Raw genomic sequence first — 15,689 nt, 5'->3', positions numbered from 1 at the left:
AACCCGACGCGTACAGGCCCTACTTGCTCCTTGGTCGGTACTCCTTAGTTGGTGTAGACCGCGGCGCCGCCGTCCGTCACCGGGGCGTACTTCGCGGTGAAGTAGCCCGCGCTGAAGCACAGGGACGAGCCGGAGGTCTTGGTGAAGGCCTGGCTGGTGAAGTTGATGCTGGTGTCGGTGTTGGAGGCCGTACCGCTCAGGCTGGGCGCCTGGTAGACGCAGGTGATGCTGCCCAGCAGGGTCTTCAGCTTGACCGTGGTCTGGATGGTGGAGCCGCTGGCCGGGGTGACGGTCAGGGTGCCGTCCGAGACGGCCGCGGTGGTGTAGGGCAGGTTGTCGACCGTGATGCTGGTGACACCGGTGACGCCGAGGACGTTGCTCGTGCAGCTGCTGCTGTCGAAGCTCTGCCCGGAGACGGACTCGGTGGCGGTGCCCGGCGCGGTCGGGTTGTCGGTGACGGTCGCCGTGAACTGCGACGTCGTGCACTTGATGCCGCTGGTGCCGGTCGCGCTGGAGTAGAGGGTGGCGCTGGTGCCGGTGGCCAGGGGCGCGGTCAGCACATCGCCGACGGCGACGGCGGTGCCGCCGAGGCTGCCGGTGGTGAGCACGGCGGAGCCGTCCGCCGACGCCGGGACGGTGAAGGGGAGGGTGAGCGCGGCGACGGAGCCGACGAGGGTGAGGACGGTGCGAGTACGCATGCGGGTGTACCTCTTCTTCGAGATGGAGGGTCGAACCGGGGGGTTCTTTGGGGGGTGGGGGAACTTGGGGGACTTCCGAGGATGGGTCGACGGCGGCTTGGGGGACTTCCGAGGGTGAGGCAACCGCGCCTTGGGGGACGCGAGTTCGCCGCCGCCGACCCGTTACGCCTTCTCCGTACGTGACGGGCCGGGGCGGCGGCCGGCCGGTCACCGGCCGGAGGCCCGCGGGGGTTGGGGGTCTCCGGCCGGGCCGGGCGGTGGGGCGGACGGCACGGGCCAGGGGGAAAGCGGCCGTGCCGGGCCGCGGGGGGTTCGGACTCTGGGGGGCGGTGAAGTGCCCCCGTAGGCAGGGAAGTCCGGGAACGCGGCTTGAGCCGCGCGGCGGATCCGGCGCCACGGATCCGGCAAACAAGGGAGAGTTGTAGACCTGAGTGTCCGTCAACGTCAAGAGATGCAGCGCAAGTTGATGTACAAGTCGAGGCTTTGCGGAAGTCCGGGAAGGGCTTGCCTCACAGGTGGCGCATGACCAACACTCTTTTTTCACAACTCCCTTGACCCTCGAATGTAACCCCCGGTAACTTCGTCGACGGCTACTGCTGCGTAACCTGAAAGCCCTTGCATCCGCCGGGAGTTGCGAGGAGGGCTGCGCCGCACTCGCTGTCCGCGCCAGGACAACGCGCCACTTCTATATCGACTCGCGTTGAACCAGAGCAGCACATGGGAGCAGACATGGCCGAGTCCCCGGACGTTTCGTCCGCCGACAACACGCCTGAGAACCCGGGAAGCGGTTCTCTTTCCGAAACACCAGACACCACCGGGGGCACCGGAGGGACACCGAGACGGGGACGGGTCCGGGGCCGCCGGGCCGCCGTGATGGCCGTCCCGGCCACCGCGGCCCTCGCCGGCCTCGCGGTCCTGACCGCCCAGGGGGCACTCGGGGTGTCGATGTACATCTCCGGCATGCCCTTCACGGTCACCGCCAAGTCGCTCGACGGCACCGGCTTCGAGCAGTTCGGTGCGCTCGACCACATGATCAAGGACAGCCCGAACGCCGGTGACACCGGCGGCGATGTGCTGGTCGTCACCTCCGCGATCAAGAAGGCGACGCTGGACAGCCTGTGCCAGAGTGTCGACCTCGGCGGCATCAACCTGCTCATCAAGGCGGGCAGCGGCTCGTCGAAGGTGCAGGCGACCGATCTGACCACCGACTCGACCCTGCTGTCGGGCGACGCGTCGTTCAACAACATCGAGATCGGCAACGACGCGAGCACCCTCGACAAGGCCGGGGTCCAGGGACCGGCGGGCGTCTTCAGCCAGCAGGCCGACACCGTGCACATCGGCAACCTGCGGCAGACCAACTACAAGACGACCGCTGGGACGTTCACGCTTCCCGGCCTGAAACTCAGCTTCAGCGACACAGGTTGCTGATGTCCGGCACAGACACTCCAGATCAGGGGTGGCGGCCCACCTTCCGTAGTTGGCGGGCCCATCGGCCCTTCCTCGGCGGCCTGCTGCTGACCCTGGGCGGCGGCTGGATCCTGCTCACCGAGAAGGCCTCCCTGGCGGTCATCATCCATGTCGGCATGCAGGGTGTGGCGGGCTATCTGCTGCCGGCGGTCATGGTGCTGTGCGGCCTGCTGACCCTCTTCAGCCCCTCGCAACGCCTCTTCTACTCCGTCGTCGGCATCCTGTGCTCCCTGGGCAGCTGGGTCACCTCCAACCTGGGCGGCTTCTTCGTCGGCCTCATCCTCGGGGCCGTCGGCAGCTGCATGATCTTCGGCTGGCTGCCGGACCAGGAACCGCGGGTGAGCCGGCGCAAGCGGCGCAAGCGGCGCGAGGTGGCGCGGGCTGCCGCGCAGGGCTTCGGGGACGGTGCGGGAGAGCCTGCCTGAATCCGCGCAAGAGGCGGGCCGACGACCCTCGGTCCGTCTCTTCCCCATGTTCGGGCCAGAGACTATTCAGTCCGGCAGAACCGCGCCGGTTCTCTGCAGCTCCCGCAGCATGTCGACCTGCTCGGCCAGGTCCGCCGACGCTTTGTCGACGATGAGTACCGTGTCGCGACAGCCGGACATTCCGAAGACATGGATCTGCGTACGGAGACGAGTCCGCTCGATTCCGCGGACGGCCCGCCAGGCACCGCTCGCGACTTGTTCGGACGTCATCACCACCTGGGTGAGCGGATCCCGTCGAATCAGCCGGGCAGGGATTCCGGGTCGAAGGCTCAGGCTTCCGGAGACCTCGGAGATGTCCAGCGCCCAGTCTCCCTCGCTGAGGAGCTCCACCCAGTGCTCGCCGTTGGCCCGGTCGTACAGCTGCGGAAGCCCGGGGTGAACGCCCAGACCGGGGACGACCAGGAGGTTCCGGATCGCCCCGCGCAGCACCACTCGCCGGAACGCGCATGCCGCGACGCGCAGGAGCTCGTCGTCGTCCACCACAAGCCCGTCAACGGTGACCTCGTCGAGCAGCGCGCCTTCCAACGTGCAGGCCCGCGCCTTGCAGTCGCGCAGCGTGACGCGGCGGAAGACGGGGCGCCGCCGGGGATCGTCGACGGCCTCCGCGGATCCTCCGAAAATCTCGTACCCGTCGAGATGCAGGTCCTCGACCACCGTGCCGGGCACCGCCCGCAGCGCACCGGTGCTGCCAGGCAGCTTCTTGTAACTGGACGGTTGCACCGCTAGAACACTCCGAATCCGTACGGAACGCTGGGATAGGTGATGTATGTCATGGGGTTCACATACGACCTGGCGAAATGCTTGATCATCTGAGCGAGAGTGTCCGTGGTGATCTCGTACATCTCAAGGTTGGGGAGTCCTACGAAGTCCGGCATGGACGCGCCTCCCACCTGCATGAAGTACGGCTTGACGTCCGGGTGCCTGGCCACCGCCCGCTCCAGGGCCTTTCCGAAGTTCGCCTGCCCCATCCCGGGGTTGTCCATCAGGTAGTCCAATTCTGCGTCGGACAGTTCCGAGAGCGCCATGCTGGGATTCGCCCGGAGCTGGTCGTACGTTTCCTTCACCGCGCGTCTCATGGTGTCGTCGGGGTCCTCGCATCCTACCGACGTCAGGATCTCGCCCGGATCGCATCCTTCGGCCCCGACCGCGGTCGTACCCCCGCCGGTTCCCCCGCCACCGCCCAGTCCTCCGCTGTCGGCCGTAGCGGTCTCGGTATCGGCGCCGGCCGTCGAACTGGTCGCGAGATGCCCTGCCGCGGCGGCCGCATCCTCGTCCGGCGTGGTGCCGATGACCGGGGTGGTGTTGACGCCGCCGAGGTTCTGGTTCTTGGGGCGGGTCGGAACTCCGTGGGCGCCGCAGTCGTCGGCTGCCGAGGCTGCGAGGACCAGGCCGAAGAGGAGTTCCTCGGCGCTGGCGGAGGCCAGTTCCTCCCAGATGACGTCGCCGACCGCCTCCAGTCCCCCGGCGGCGGCCCCGCCGCTCGCGGAACTCGCGGCGCCGTAGCCGTAGGACAGCGCGCCGCCCAGCGCGACTCCGTAGTAGAGGGACGAGTAGTTGCCCCCGCCCCCGGAGGAACCGGAAGAGCCGTACGAGCCATAGGAGTTGCCGTAGGAGACGCTGCCCGATCCCGAGCCCTGGCCGGTCGAGTGGGTCGACGGCTGCCAGTTCATCGCCTCGTCGAACTCGTTCTGGAACTGCCGCTCCTGGTCGGCGATCTGCTGCTGCAGGGCCCTTTCGTCGGCCGCGTTGCGGGCCATCTCCCGGGCGTTCTCCCGCTCCCAGGCCTGGTGCCCCTCCTGGGAGTACTTCTCCATCCGGTCCCAGGCACCCGCCTGCCACTGCTTGAGATAGGCCTGCTGCGCCTCGTACGCCTCCTCCTGGGCCTTGATGTCGTCGCTGGTGCAGGCGTCGTGGCCGGAGGTGTCCGTGGCGTCCAACGGGTCGTCGTCGCCGTAGGCGTACGGGTTGGCGTTGACGGCCGGGGTGGGCGGGTTGCTCACCGTGTCGGCGCTGGTGAAGTCGCCGTTGGCCGGGTTGTACCAGCGGGCGGCGGCATTGACGTAGCCGGTCCCCGGGTCGGTCCAGCCGGACTGGTAGCCGAGGTCGGTCCGGCTGCCGCTGGTGGAGGTGGGTGTGCCGTAGGGGTCGTAGGCGGTGGAGCCGGCGAGCGCCGAGCCGGTGGCGGTGAAGGTGGCGGTCACGTCGTCGTGGCTGTCGGTCAGCGCCAGCCGTGGGGAGGTGCCGTCCGCCGCGCTCACCGCCAGCAGGCCGTCGTCCGCGCCGCGGGCGAAGTCCTGCGTGCCGTCGGAGACGGCGTTGTTCGTGCCGTCGGCGTAGCTGAAGGTGTGCGTGGAGCCGCCGGAAGTGGCAGTGGCCAGGCGGCCCAGGCCGTCGTAGGTGTAGCCGCCGCCCGCACTGGTGGCGGTCAACTCGTCGAAGGCGTCGGCGGTATACGTGGTGGTGGCGCCGCCCGAGGTGACACTCGACGTCGTGCCTCGCGCGGTGTAGCCGTACGTGCTGGTGGTAGAGCCGGACGTGACGGACGTCAGCTCGTTGCGGGCGTTGTACGCGGCCGTGCTCGTACCGGCGCTGGTGCGGTTGCCGTTGGCGTCGTAGCCGTACGCGGTGGTCGAGGAGCCGGTGGTGGCGGACTTCAGGCGGCCCGCGTAGTCGTAGTCGTAGGTGCTGGTGCCGGAGCCCGCCGTGCCGGTGGTGGTCTGGGTGGCCGTCTGGCCGTCGGGGTTGTACGTGTACGCCACCGATGCCTCCGTCGTCCCGGAGGGGTTCTTCAGGACGTCGGAGGTGAGCTGGTGCAGCGCGTTGTAGTCGTAGCCGCGGGTGGCGCCGTTCGTGCCGTAGGCGACGGTCTTGGGCTGCCCGAGCTGGGTGTAGGTCAGGGTCGCCGTGGTGTCGGTCAGTGGGTCGGTCTCGCTGTTGACCCGCTCGTCGGCGTCGTAGCCGAAGGTGGCGGTGCCGGTGGCATCGGTGCGGCTGCTGATTCCGCCGTTGGCGTCGTAGGCGTAGTTCGCTGTGCCGCTGGGGCCGCCCAGGGTGAGGACGAGTCCTCGGTCGTCGTAGGTGAAGGTGTCCGTGCCGGTCGGTGCGGACACGGAGGTGAGGCGGCCGTCGTCGTCGTAGCCGAAGGCACGGCTCGCGGTGGCGCTTTCGGCGCCGCTGCCGGCCTCCGCCGTCAGCATTCCGTTGTCGTCGTAGGACTCGGTGAGCTTGACCCCGCCGGGGCGCGTGATGGTGTGCTCGTGGTCGTCGGCGTCGTAGGAGAACGTCGTGGTGCGGTCCGCGGCCGAGGTGAGGCCGGTGACGCCGGGGGCGACGCTGGTCTCCTGCGCACCCAGCGGGTTGTAGGTGTAGTAGGTCGCGTTCTTGTCGGCGTCCGTGTAGCGGGTCTCGTTGCCGGCCGCGTCGTAGCCGAAGGCGGTCGTGATCGACGTGCTCGCGTCCACCGGCTGGGTCTGGCTGACGGTCCGGTTCAGCGCGTCGAAGGTCGCCGTGGTGGTGTGCTGTCGGGCGTCGGTGGCCGAGGTCTGGTTGCCCGCCGCGTCGTAGCCGTACGAGGTCGAGGCCAGGGTGGCGCCGGTCGCGTCGAGCTGGGCCGTGGCGACCAGCCGCTCGGCCTGGTCGTAGCTCTGTGTGGCCGCCGTGGCGTCGGCGGCGGTGGTCCTGGCGACCTGTCCGGCTACGTCGTAGGCGTACGAGGTGGTGTTGTTCAGGGCGTCCGTGACGGTGCTGGTCTCGCCGAGCGCGTCGTAGGTCGCGGTGGCCGTGTTGCCCAGCGGGTCCTGGATGGAGGTGAGGTCGCCGAGTCCGTCGTAGCCGTACTTCGTCGTGTACGCGGCCGGGGCGGGCCTGCGCTCCACCTGGGTGCTGGTGGCCTCGCGGCCGAGCGCGTCGTAGGTCGCCTCGGTCCTGGCTCCGGTCGGGTCGGTGCTGTTGAGGACCTCGCCGTCGGTGTCGTAGCCGACGTGGGTGACCAGGCCGCCGGGCAGGGTCTGCTGGACGCGATCGCCCAGCTGGTCGTAGACGTACGACGCCGTGTGGTTCAGCGGGTCGGTCTGGGTGTGGACGTCGCCGAGCGCGTCGTAGGTGTAGGAGGTGGTCGGGGTGATCGTGCCGGAGCCGTCCGGTGGGGTGTACGCCGGCTGGGAGACGGCCTGGACGCGGCCGTCGAGGTCGTAGGTGGTGGTGACGATGTCGCCGTCGGCGTCGTCGGTCTCGACCGGTTCGCCGAAGGTGTCATAGCCCGACTCGGCGACGGCCACGGTCTGCTGGGCGGCGCCCCCTCCGGTCTCGGTGCTGACGGGCGGCGAGGACGTGGTGGTGAGCCGACCGTCCTCGTCGTAGGCGTAGGTGGTGGTGTACGCGGACGCGGTGGCGCCGGCGGCGTTGCCGCGTGCGTCGGTCATCGTGACCGGCAGGCCGCGCTGGTCGTAGCTCCAGGTGGTGGTCAGCGGCGCGGAGCCCGCGGTGCCGGCCGCCGATGTGTGCAGCGCGGCGACCTCGGTGGCGGACAGGACGCGGTTGTACGTCTGGACGTTGCCGACCGAGCCGTTGAGGTACTGGGCGGACGCGCCGGCCGTGTATCCCCGGCCGATGACGAACGGTCCTGAACTCGCGATGGGCGTGGTGTCCGTCGCCGTGTTCTGGGCGGTGCCGTTGACGTAGAGCGTCATCTTGCCGCTGCTCGCGTCGTATGTGCCGACCAGATGGGTCCAGGTGTTGAGGGTGGGGGCAGCGGTGGAGGTGGCACCGGCGAGGGTCGGGGACGCGACGTCCGTGGTGGCCCGGTCGAACGCCCACCGGCCCGCGGTCGGGTTGTAGTCGAGGGAGAACCCGGCGGCCTGGGTGCCCTGTTGGGCCATGACCGTCTGCCAGGTGCCGGCCGGGGTCGTGGTGATCTTCGCCCACGCGGACACCGAGAAGCTCTTGGTGGTGTCGACCACCGGGCCGCCGGTGGCGATCTGGCCGGCCCCGGCGAAGACGGCGGAGCCGCCGTTCTCCGTCGACCAGCTCGTCGAGGCGTTCAGCGTGCCGGCGTTCCCGGCGCCTGAGTGGTCGCCGGCCGAGGGGTTCTCACCGTCGTCCAGCTTCCACCAGCCCGCCGCTCCCACCGTGACCGGGGACTCACCGGTGGTGGTGGCCGAGGCGTAGAGCTGGCCGATCTCGTTGGGCTTGAGTTCGCGCCCGTAGAGCTGGACGTCTCGGACCCGGCCCGCGAACCAGTTGACCGAGGCGCCTGCGGCCTTGCCCCGGCCGATCGCCACGCCCACGGTGCTGGCCATCGGCGTGGGGTCGGTCACCAGGGTGCAGTTGAGGCAGTCGCCGCTGACCTCGACGTCGTTGACGTACAGGCTCAGGTTCCCGAGCGCGTCCATGACGCCGACCAGATGGGTCCAGGTGCCGGCGGTGGCGGCGGCGGGGGCGCTGGCGACGTAACTCGTCGCCGTGGTGGTGTCGTTGCTCGCGCGGACGAAGGCCCAGGACTTGGTGGTGTGGTTGTACTCCAGCTGGAAGGCGCTGTTCTGGGCGCCCTGCTGGCTGACGACCGTGAAGTCCTTCGTGGTGCTGGTGGCGCTCAGGTAGGCCCACGCCGAGACGGAGAATGCCTTGGTGGTGTCCACGACGGATGTGCCGCTGGTGAGGACGGCACCGGAAGTGCCGTTGAACGACGTGTAGTTACTGCCGGGCGGCCCCCAGGAGGTGCCGGTGGACGGCGTGCCGGTGAAGCCGTTGCCGGAGGAGTCGGCGGCGGTGACCGCACCCTCGGAGAGCGGCCAGTAACCGGTCGGCCCCGTGGTGTCGGTCCGTACGGACTGGGCGGTCCGGTTTCCGGCGGCGTCGTAGGAGTAGCCGATCTGCCGGGTCTGGCCGCCCCCGGTGAGGACGCGGGACAGGACGTTGTCGTCCGGGTCGAAGGTGTTGACGGTGATCCGGTTGACACCGGACGGGTCGACCGCCGTCTTCGTCGTCCGGTCGGCCGCGTCCACCGTGTACTGGGTCTGCTTCAGGCAGGCCGTGCCGGACCAGACGTCGCACTCCCACGTCATGTTGCCGGCGGCGTCGTAGTCGTAGGCCTTGGTGGTGGTCGCGACGGACGTGCCGGAGGCGTCGGTCTGGGACTGGAGCAGGTTGTCGTCGAAGTAGCTGTAGGCGGTGGTCCGGCCCATGGAGTCGGTGACGGACGCGACCCGCCCCGCCGGGTCGTAGGCCCGGGACTCCACGACCAGGTCGGTCGGGTCGGAGGGCGCGGTCGGGTCACCGGTCCAGCCGAGCAGGGTGGTGGTGAGCAGCTGACCCGTCGGCGAGTAGGCGTACCGGTAGGCGGTGCCGGCCGGGTTCGTCTCGGTCGTCTTCCGGCCGAAGGTGTCGTACGTGTATGCGGTGACCTGGCCTGCCGGATCGGTGACGGTCTTGACGCGGTCGTTGTCGTCGTACGCGTAGGTCGTGGCGCGGGTGGTGTCCTGGCCGGTGGTGTCGGCGGTCGACGTGCCGGTCAGATCGCCGTCCGCGTCGTACGTGTAGGTCGTCTTCGGGGTGTGGGTGACGCCCCTGACCGCGTCGGTGGTCGCCGGGCCGGTCTCGGTGAGGGTCCGGCCCAGCGGGTCGTAGGTGTACTGGGTCTGCACGCCGCCGGCCGGCGCGCCGGTGGAGGTGAACGTCACGGGGTAGGTGTCGGAGCTGACCGCCTTGGTGGTGAGGTGGCCGAGGGTGTCGTTCAGGTAGTACGTGATCTGGCCGGACGGGTCCCTCTCGCTGCATACCTTCCCGTCCCACTCGGTGCCGCAGTAGTGGTAGCGGGTGACCTTGCCGCTCGGGTCGGTGACCGTGGCGAGCATCCCGTACACCTCGGTGTACGGCACGCCGTAGTTGTCCGTGAAGGACTCGTTGTCGTTGTAGTACGTGTATCTGGTCGTCCGGCCAGTCGGGTGGTCCGGGGTCGGGGGCGTGGTGACCGAGGCCAAGGCACCGAACGGGGTGTAGGTGTAGGCCGTCCGGTAGGCCGGGTTGGCGGTGCCGGTCGCGCCGGAGCGGGCGTCGGCCGCGTAGAGGACCTTGCCGTTGAGCGGATCCATCGGGTCGGCCGCGTTGGTGTGGTAGCTGAAGTACGAGGTCTGGCAGGAGTTCGGCTGGCGGCAGGTCGTCGTCGCCAGGACGTTGCCGTACGTGTCGTGCTGACGGCTGGTCGAGTGCCCGTCGGGGTCGGTGACGGCGTCCTGGAAGCCCAGGGAGTCGTAGGCGTACGTCGTCCGGCCGCCGCCCGCGTCGGTGATGGCGGTGGTGCGGTTCCCGTTCGACGGGTCGAAGGTGTACGTCTCGGTGTGCTGCGCGGGATCGGTGACCGTCACCGTGGTCGACGGCGTGAGCAGGGTGGCCGAGCCCTTGGCCGTGTACAGCCCGAGCGGGGCCTCCACGCTGCTCTGGCCGAGATCGGTCTGGTAGATCCCGACCTGGCCGATCTCGCCATTGAAGTACCCCTGCGCGTTGGTGGGCGGCTTCGTCCAGGAGCCGGTGATGTATCCGGCGCCGACGCTCACCGTGGTCTCGCCCCAGGTCTTCACCTGGCCCGCGATGGTCTTGCCGGTGCGGGTGGCCTGGCTCTGGCCGTCGAGCCACAGGGTCTGGCCGGTGCCGCTCGCGGTCAGCACCACGAGATGCCAGTTGCCGTCGTTGACCGCCGCCTTGGAGGCCATCGGGGAGGTGGTGCCGTCCCAGAACTGGCCGTGCAGCAGGCCGTCCGTACCGATGTAGAGGGCCGGGGTGTAGCTGGTGGGCACCGAGCCGATCGGGGCGTTCTGGTAAGAGAAGAGGACGCCGCCCGCCTGTTTGGTGTTGAACCAGAGAGCGACGGAGGCGTTGCCGCTGCTGTCGTCGAGGGCTCCGGTGGGCAGTGACAGGGAGGAGTCGGTGCCGTTGAAGCCGGCCGCGGAGTCCCCGCCGGGGCCGAAGATGCCGGGTTCGCCGAGCATGACGTCGTTGTAGATGCCGTCGGACGCGCCGCCGGCCGGGCGGTCGACGCCGTATTGGTCGGCGGCGGTGAGACCGGACGACTCGGTCATCGGGTAGTCGTGGGCGGGCCGGGTGCCGCGGACGGCGCCGTAGTAGTAGTCGTTGCTGCCGGTGGTGACCGGGGTGGCCAGCTGGTAGGCGCCGCCGTCGGCGTCGGTGACGGTGGACGCGCGGTCGGTCAGCGCGTCGTAGCCGACGGCGAGCGCGGTCTTGCCGGAGGGCAGGGTACTGCCCGTCAGTTCGCGGGCGGCGAGGGTGGCGGAGGCGTACTCCTGCTGGACGGCGGGCAGGCCGACCGGGTGCTGGAGGAAGGAGACGTCCTCGATCTGGCCGTTGAACCAGCCCAGGGCGTTGCCGGTCGGGACCGACGGCCAGGTTCCGGCGAGTTCGCCCGCGCCGACGGTGGTGTAGGGCCAGGCTCCGAAGCTGATGGTGGTGCCGGTGAGGGTGGCGACCTTGGCGCCGTCCAGGTACAGGGTCTGGTCGGTACGGGCGCCGGACAGCACCGCGTAGTGCCATTTGCCGTCGTTCACGGCGTTGGGCGAGGCCATCGGTGCGGCGTGTCCGTTCCAGAACTCGGCGCGGAGCTTGCCGTCGGTGCCGATGTACATCGAGGGGACGTAGCCGGAGGTGACGGAGGTACCGGGTTTTCCGCTCTGGTAGGAGAAGAGCGTGCCGCCCGCCTGTGTGGTCTTGAACCACATGCCGACGGCGAGGTTGCTGCTGTTGGCCGGCAGGTTGTCGGGCAGCGCCAGGTAGGAGCTGGTGCCGTTGAAGGAGGCCGCGGTGGCGGAGGTGCCGGCCAGCGGGCCCGCCTGGCCGAACGTGACGTTGGCGGCGGTGGCGTCGGTGGTGCCCTCGTTGGCGACGACGCCGTCCTTGGCGGTGGCCGAGCCGGTCGCGTCGCCGAGCCGCCAGTAGTCCGTGGGGTTGGAGTCCAGGACCATCGAGGCGAAGTGCGACCCGGAGCCGGAGCCGGACGTGTAGCTGTACCGGGTGCAGGCCGACGCGGTGGTGCTGCTGGTGGCGGGCGGACAGACCGAGGTGAGGTCACCGGCGGAGTCGTAGCCGTACGCCCACGGGTTGCGGGTGGTCGCGAACAGGCCCGGCTTGGAGGTGACCTTGTCGACGTGCGGGACGTTCTTGACGGTGCCGTCGGAGGCGGTGACCTGCTGGATGCCCCAGGTGAGCTGGAGCGTGACAGGCATGTCGGCCGTGTTGTGGTCACCGGCGTTGAACCCGTTGTCCTGATCCAGGTTGTAGCCGACCCCCGTCGGCTCCTCGGGCTTGATGGTGCTGCCGTCCGGAAGGGTGAGGGTGACGGGCAGCCACTGGATGTCCAGACCGTGACCGTTGCGGTTGCCGTACTGGGTCAGACCCCAGTAGGTCTGACCGGTGACCGGATCGGTGTTCTGGTCCTGGAAGAAGTACCGTGTGCCCGACTTCTCCGTCAGCATGAAGCCGGAGGTGCCGTATCCATCCGTCGGTGCGGACAGGACGGCGTAGTCGCCGGCCGGCGGGCTGTAGGTGCCGTCGCCGTTGGCGCCGAACCGTTCCTGGCGTCCGTCCGCCAGGGTGATCACGACGTTGCCGGAACCGTCCGCGTCCTCGGTGGCGCGCATGTCCAGCAACGACGACCAGCCCGCGCCGAACGCCTTGAACACACCGGGGTCGAGGCTGTTGTACGTGCGCTGGACGCTGAGCGTCGGGCCGTCGGACGGGCCCGGGATGGTCGCGTCGGTGGTCTGCGTCGAGTAGTCGCCGAGCTGCGGGTCGACGCCCTTGACGGTGGCGTCGTAGGGGGCCGCGCCGAGATGCGCGGTGACGAGCGGCTGGGGCGCGGCCGGAATGGTGAAGTAGTCGGGCGCGGACCACAGCGAGGCGGCGTTGCCGTCGCCGACCTGGGCGGTCCAGTAGAACGTCTTGCCGTACGCGAGCTTGCCGGCCGGGACGGTCCAGGCGGGCGTGGTGAGCGCACCCGAGGAGGCCAGCGCGGTGGTCGAACCGTTGGCGTAGACGTTGAACGAGTAACTGAGTGCGGTACCCGGGTAGTTGTCCGGGTCGTGCGCGGTCACGGCCAGCGTCGGGGTGAGGCTGAACACCGAGCCGTTGTTGCCGGGCGTGAACGTGTCCACGATCGGCGGGTTGTTGACCACCGGCAGGGAGTAACAGGTCTGCGGGACCCCGTAGGTGGAGAACAGCGTCCCGTTGTAGGACATGTCCCAGCAGATCAGATAGGTCTGCCCGGCCGTGAGCGCGGGGATGGACGCGGTGACGGTGACCGGCTTGTTCGGCGCGACCGCCGAGGGCATCGCGGCCGGGGTGGAGGCGGGGCTGGTGAGCAGGGTGCGGGTGGTGCCGGAGACGGTGTAGAGCTGGTACGAGAGCTTGTAGCCGTTGGTCGGGGTCCAGGTGGCCGTACCGCGGTTCTGCACGGTGACCTTGCCCCAGCCGGGCTGGTTGTTCCACGGCGAGGCGTAGCTGACCTCGGAGTAGGAGGCGCCGGCGCCATTGGGCGTGTACTCGATGGCCAGGTACGGGTCGTCGGCGTAGAACTCCTTGGCCGCGGCGGCGGTACTGGCCGCGGTGAGCGCGAGCCCGTAGTTCGGCGCCCAGCCATGGGCCCAGTTCATGACCGTCTTGGTGTCGAGGGAAATACCCTCCCACTGGCGGCCGTTGGAGCAGTCGGTGCCGGCCGCGAAGGAGGCGCTGCCCGCCTGCGACCCGTAGGCCGGGCCCGGGTAGGTGTTGATCTTCGCCGGGTCCCAGGAGGCGCTGACCGGGAATACGTTCACCGCCTGGGCGGAGCACGTGCCGGAGGTGTCCAGGCCGGAGAACTCGGTGTCCAGCCAGAGCGTCGAGTTGACGACGTAGTCGTTGGCGAACTGGGTACCGAGGCCGCTGAACTGGAGGAACGAGTTGTAGTCGTGGCTCTGGTACTTGCCGACGTACAGCTGGCCGTTGCCGTTGAAGTTCTGGGTGACGCCGGACTCGACGTAGGTCGAGGAGGACGCGTTGCCCTGGCCGGTCGGGTTGCCCGCGGCGACGGCCGCCGTCCGGTAGGAGGTCGCGTCGGCCGTTCCCGGGGGGCCGGCGGGGGTGCTGGTGGCGGCGGTGATGGGCGCCCAACTTCCGTCTGCCTTACGGTAGTTGACCGCGTGCGTATGGACCTGCGCGGTGTAGGTTCCGTCGGCGTTCCTGAAGACGGTCGTGGTGGCGGTGTCGAGCTTGGGCTGCTCCACGCTGGTGGACGCGACGAAGCCCCGATGCTTCTTCGTCGCCGGTGCGGCGACGGGCTTCGGGGCTTTGTGGATCCTGCTGCCGGAGTTCACCGGGCCGCTCTTCGCGCCGTGCGCCTTGTACGCGCCCACCGCGCCCTTGACCTGGCCGGGCTCGGAGTTGGGCAGTGTGGTTCCGGCCCTGCTCTTCGTCGCCGAGGCGGGGACCGTGTGCTTCCCGCCCGCAGCGGTACCGGTCTGCTGTGCCGGGGTGGCGGGAGTGGCCGCCGTTCCTGGTAACGCTTGGGCGGCCTGGCCGCCCTGCACCGCGACCAGTGCGGCGACCGCCACGAACGCCGTCGCTCTCAGTGCCGTCGACACATGCCGGACGGATCTCCACAAGCGGCCCATCGTCGTTGCCCCCCAGCGGTACCCCACATCCAACTCCGGACAGCCGGATCTCTATCAGCGGGACGACGGACCGGGACAGCCGTATATCCCGGGCCAATGGAGCCAAAGACCGCATCACACACCAAGGTTGACCAGTACATTGCAAGTCCATGCGGCTTTCCTGACCAACTCCCGTCCCATTCTTTCCAGTTGACGAGCAAGGCTGCACTCACAGGACATCGGAGGGGCTGCGGGGGCGGATGAGACCAAAACCGTCGGGCGCTTTGCACGCCTGCGCATACGTCGGCCTGCCGCTGCTGCTCCTCCTGGGTGCCGCACCCGCGGCCACCGCCGGGCAGCCCGCCGCACCCACGCCGCTCAGTGCCGAATGGCCGCTGGACGCCCAGCACTTCGACGCCTCCCGGATCTGGCGGCTCAGCCAGGGGGCCGGCGTCACGGTCGCGGTGGTCGACACCGGGGTGAACGCCCGTCACCCCGACCTGGCGGGCCGGGTCCTTCCCGGTACCGATGTCACCGGCCAGGCCACCGACGGCCGGGTCGACGTCTCGGCCGACTCGCACGGCACCTCGGTCGCCGGGGTCATCGCGGGCTCCGGCACCACCGGCAAGGGCATGGCCGGACTGGCTCCCCGGGCGACGGTGCTCCCGGTCCGGGTCAGCGCCGACAACGCCGCGGATCCGCTCGCCCTTGCCCGGGGCATCGTCTACGCCACCGACCACCGGGCCTCGGTCATCAACATCTCGATGGTGACCACCGACCCCGACCCCCAGATCCGGGACGCGGTCGCCTATGCGCGCCGCCACGACGCCGTCGTGGTCGCGGCGGCGGGCAACAATGGCCTGACGGGAAATCCGGTGGGGTATCCGGCCGCCTTCCCCGGCGTCCTGGCCGTCTCCGGCACCACCCGCGACGGCGGGTTCTGGTCCTCCGGCGAATCGGGTTCCTATGTCGCGTTGGCCGCCCCGGCGGTGGACATCTACTCGACGAGGAACAGCGGTGGCTACCTCACCAAGGACGGAACCAGCTATTCCGCTCCCTATGTGTCCGCCGCCGCCGCACTGCTGCGAGCCGCGTACCCGTCGGAGAGCGCCGGTCAGATCATCGCCCGGCTCATCGGCACCGCCGACCGCCCCGGCGGGGGTTCCGGCCGTGACGACCGCTTCGGCTACGGCATCGTCGACCCCCTGAAGGCCCTGGGCGCACCGGCTCCGGCCTCCAGCGCCAATCCGCTGCTCACCGCCACCGGCGACGGCGTCCCGAAGGCAGCCGCCGATACGACGGGCGGCGTTCCAGGCGGAACCGTCGCGGTCGTCGGCGCGGCGGCCGTGGTGACCGCCGCCGGGGCGGGTGGCCTCCTCGTCCGCCGCCGCTCCCGTCGTCGTACGTGA

At 69.7% G+C, this 15,689-nt stretch carries 6 protein-coding genes; 3 read left to right on the top strand and 3 right to left on the bottom strand.

Annotation, left to right across the window (positions count from 1 at the left end):
- Positions 1 to 44 precede the first annotated feature (44 nt).
- Positions 45 to 698: a Tat pathway signal sequence domain protein gene (locus OG407_RS38620; protein ID WP_405864485.1), complete on the bottom strand. Its 654-nt coding sequence runs from the start codon at positions 696 to 698 to the stop codon at positions 45 to 47.
- 729 nt (positions 699 to 1,427) lie between these two features.
- Between OG407_RS38620 and OG407_RS38615 the strand changes: the two genes are divergently transcribed.
- Positions 1,428 to 2,126, top strand: a complete 699-nt coding sequence (locus OG407_RS38615) for a DUF6230 family protein (RefSeq protein ID WP_405864483.1) — start codon at positions 1,428 to 1,430, stop codon at positions 2,124 to 2,126.
- Positions 2,126 to 2,590: a DUF6114 domain-containing protein gene (locus OG407_RS38610; RefSeq protein WP_405864481.1), complete on the top strand. Its 465-nt coding sequence runs from the start codon at positions 2,126 to 2,128 to the stop codon at positions 2,588 to 2,590. Before OG407_RS38615 ends, OG407_RS38610 begins: the two co-directional genes overlap by 1 nt.
- Positions 2,591 to 2,656: 66 nt before the next feature.
- Here OG407_RS38610 and OG407_RS38605 read toward each other — a convergent pair whose 3' ends face one another.
- Positions 2,657 to 3,370, bottom strand: coding sequence for a hypothetical protein (locus tag OG407_RS38605; RefSeq protein ID WP_405864479.1), 714 nt, complete (start codon positions 3,368 to 3,370; stop codon positions 2,657 to 2,659).
- Between the two features lie 2 nt (positions 3,371 to 3,372).
- Positions 3,373 to 14,292 carry a LamG-like jellyroll fold domain-containing protein gene (locus OG407_RS38600; protein WP_405864477.1) on the bottom strand — a complete coding sequence of 3,640 codons (10,920 nt, stop codon included), beginning with the start codon at positions 14,290 to 14,292 and terminating at the stop codon, positions 3,373 to 3,375.
- A gap of 248 nt (positions 14,293 to 14,540) precedes the next feature.
- Here OG407_RS38600 and mycP point away from each other — a divergent pair, with 248 nt between their 5' ends.
- Positions 14,541 to 15,689: a type VII secretion-associated serine protease mycosin gene (mycP, locus tag OG407_RS38595; RefSeq protein WP_405864475.1), complete on the top strand. Its 1,149-nt coding sequence runs from the start codon at positions 14,541 to 14,543 to the stop codon at positions 15,687 to 15,689.

This window comes from Streptomyces sp. NBC_01515, assembly GCF_045040345.1.
Taxonomy (GTDB): Bacteria; Actinomycetota; Actinomycetes; order Streptomycetales; family Streptomycetaceae; genus Streptomyces.
The sequence above is the reverse complement of the archived record's forward strand: the minus strand, read 5'-3'. Positions and strand labels throughout refer to the sequence as shown.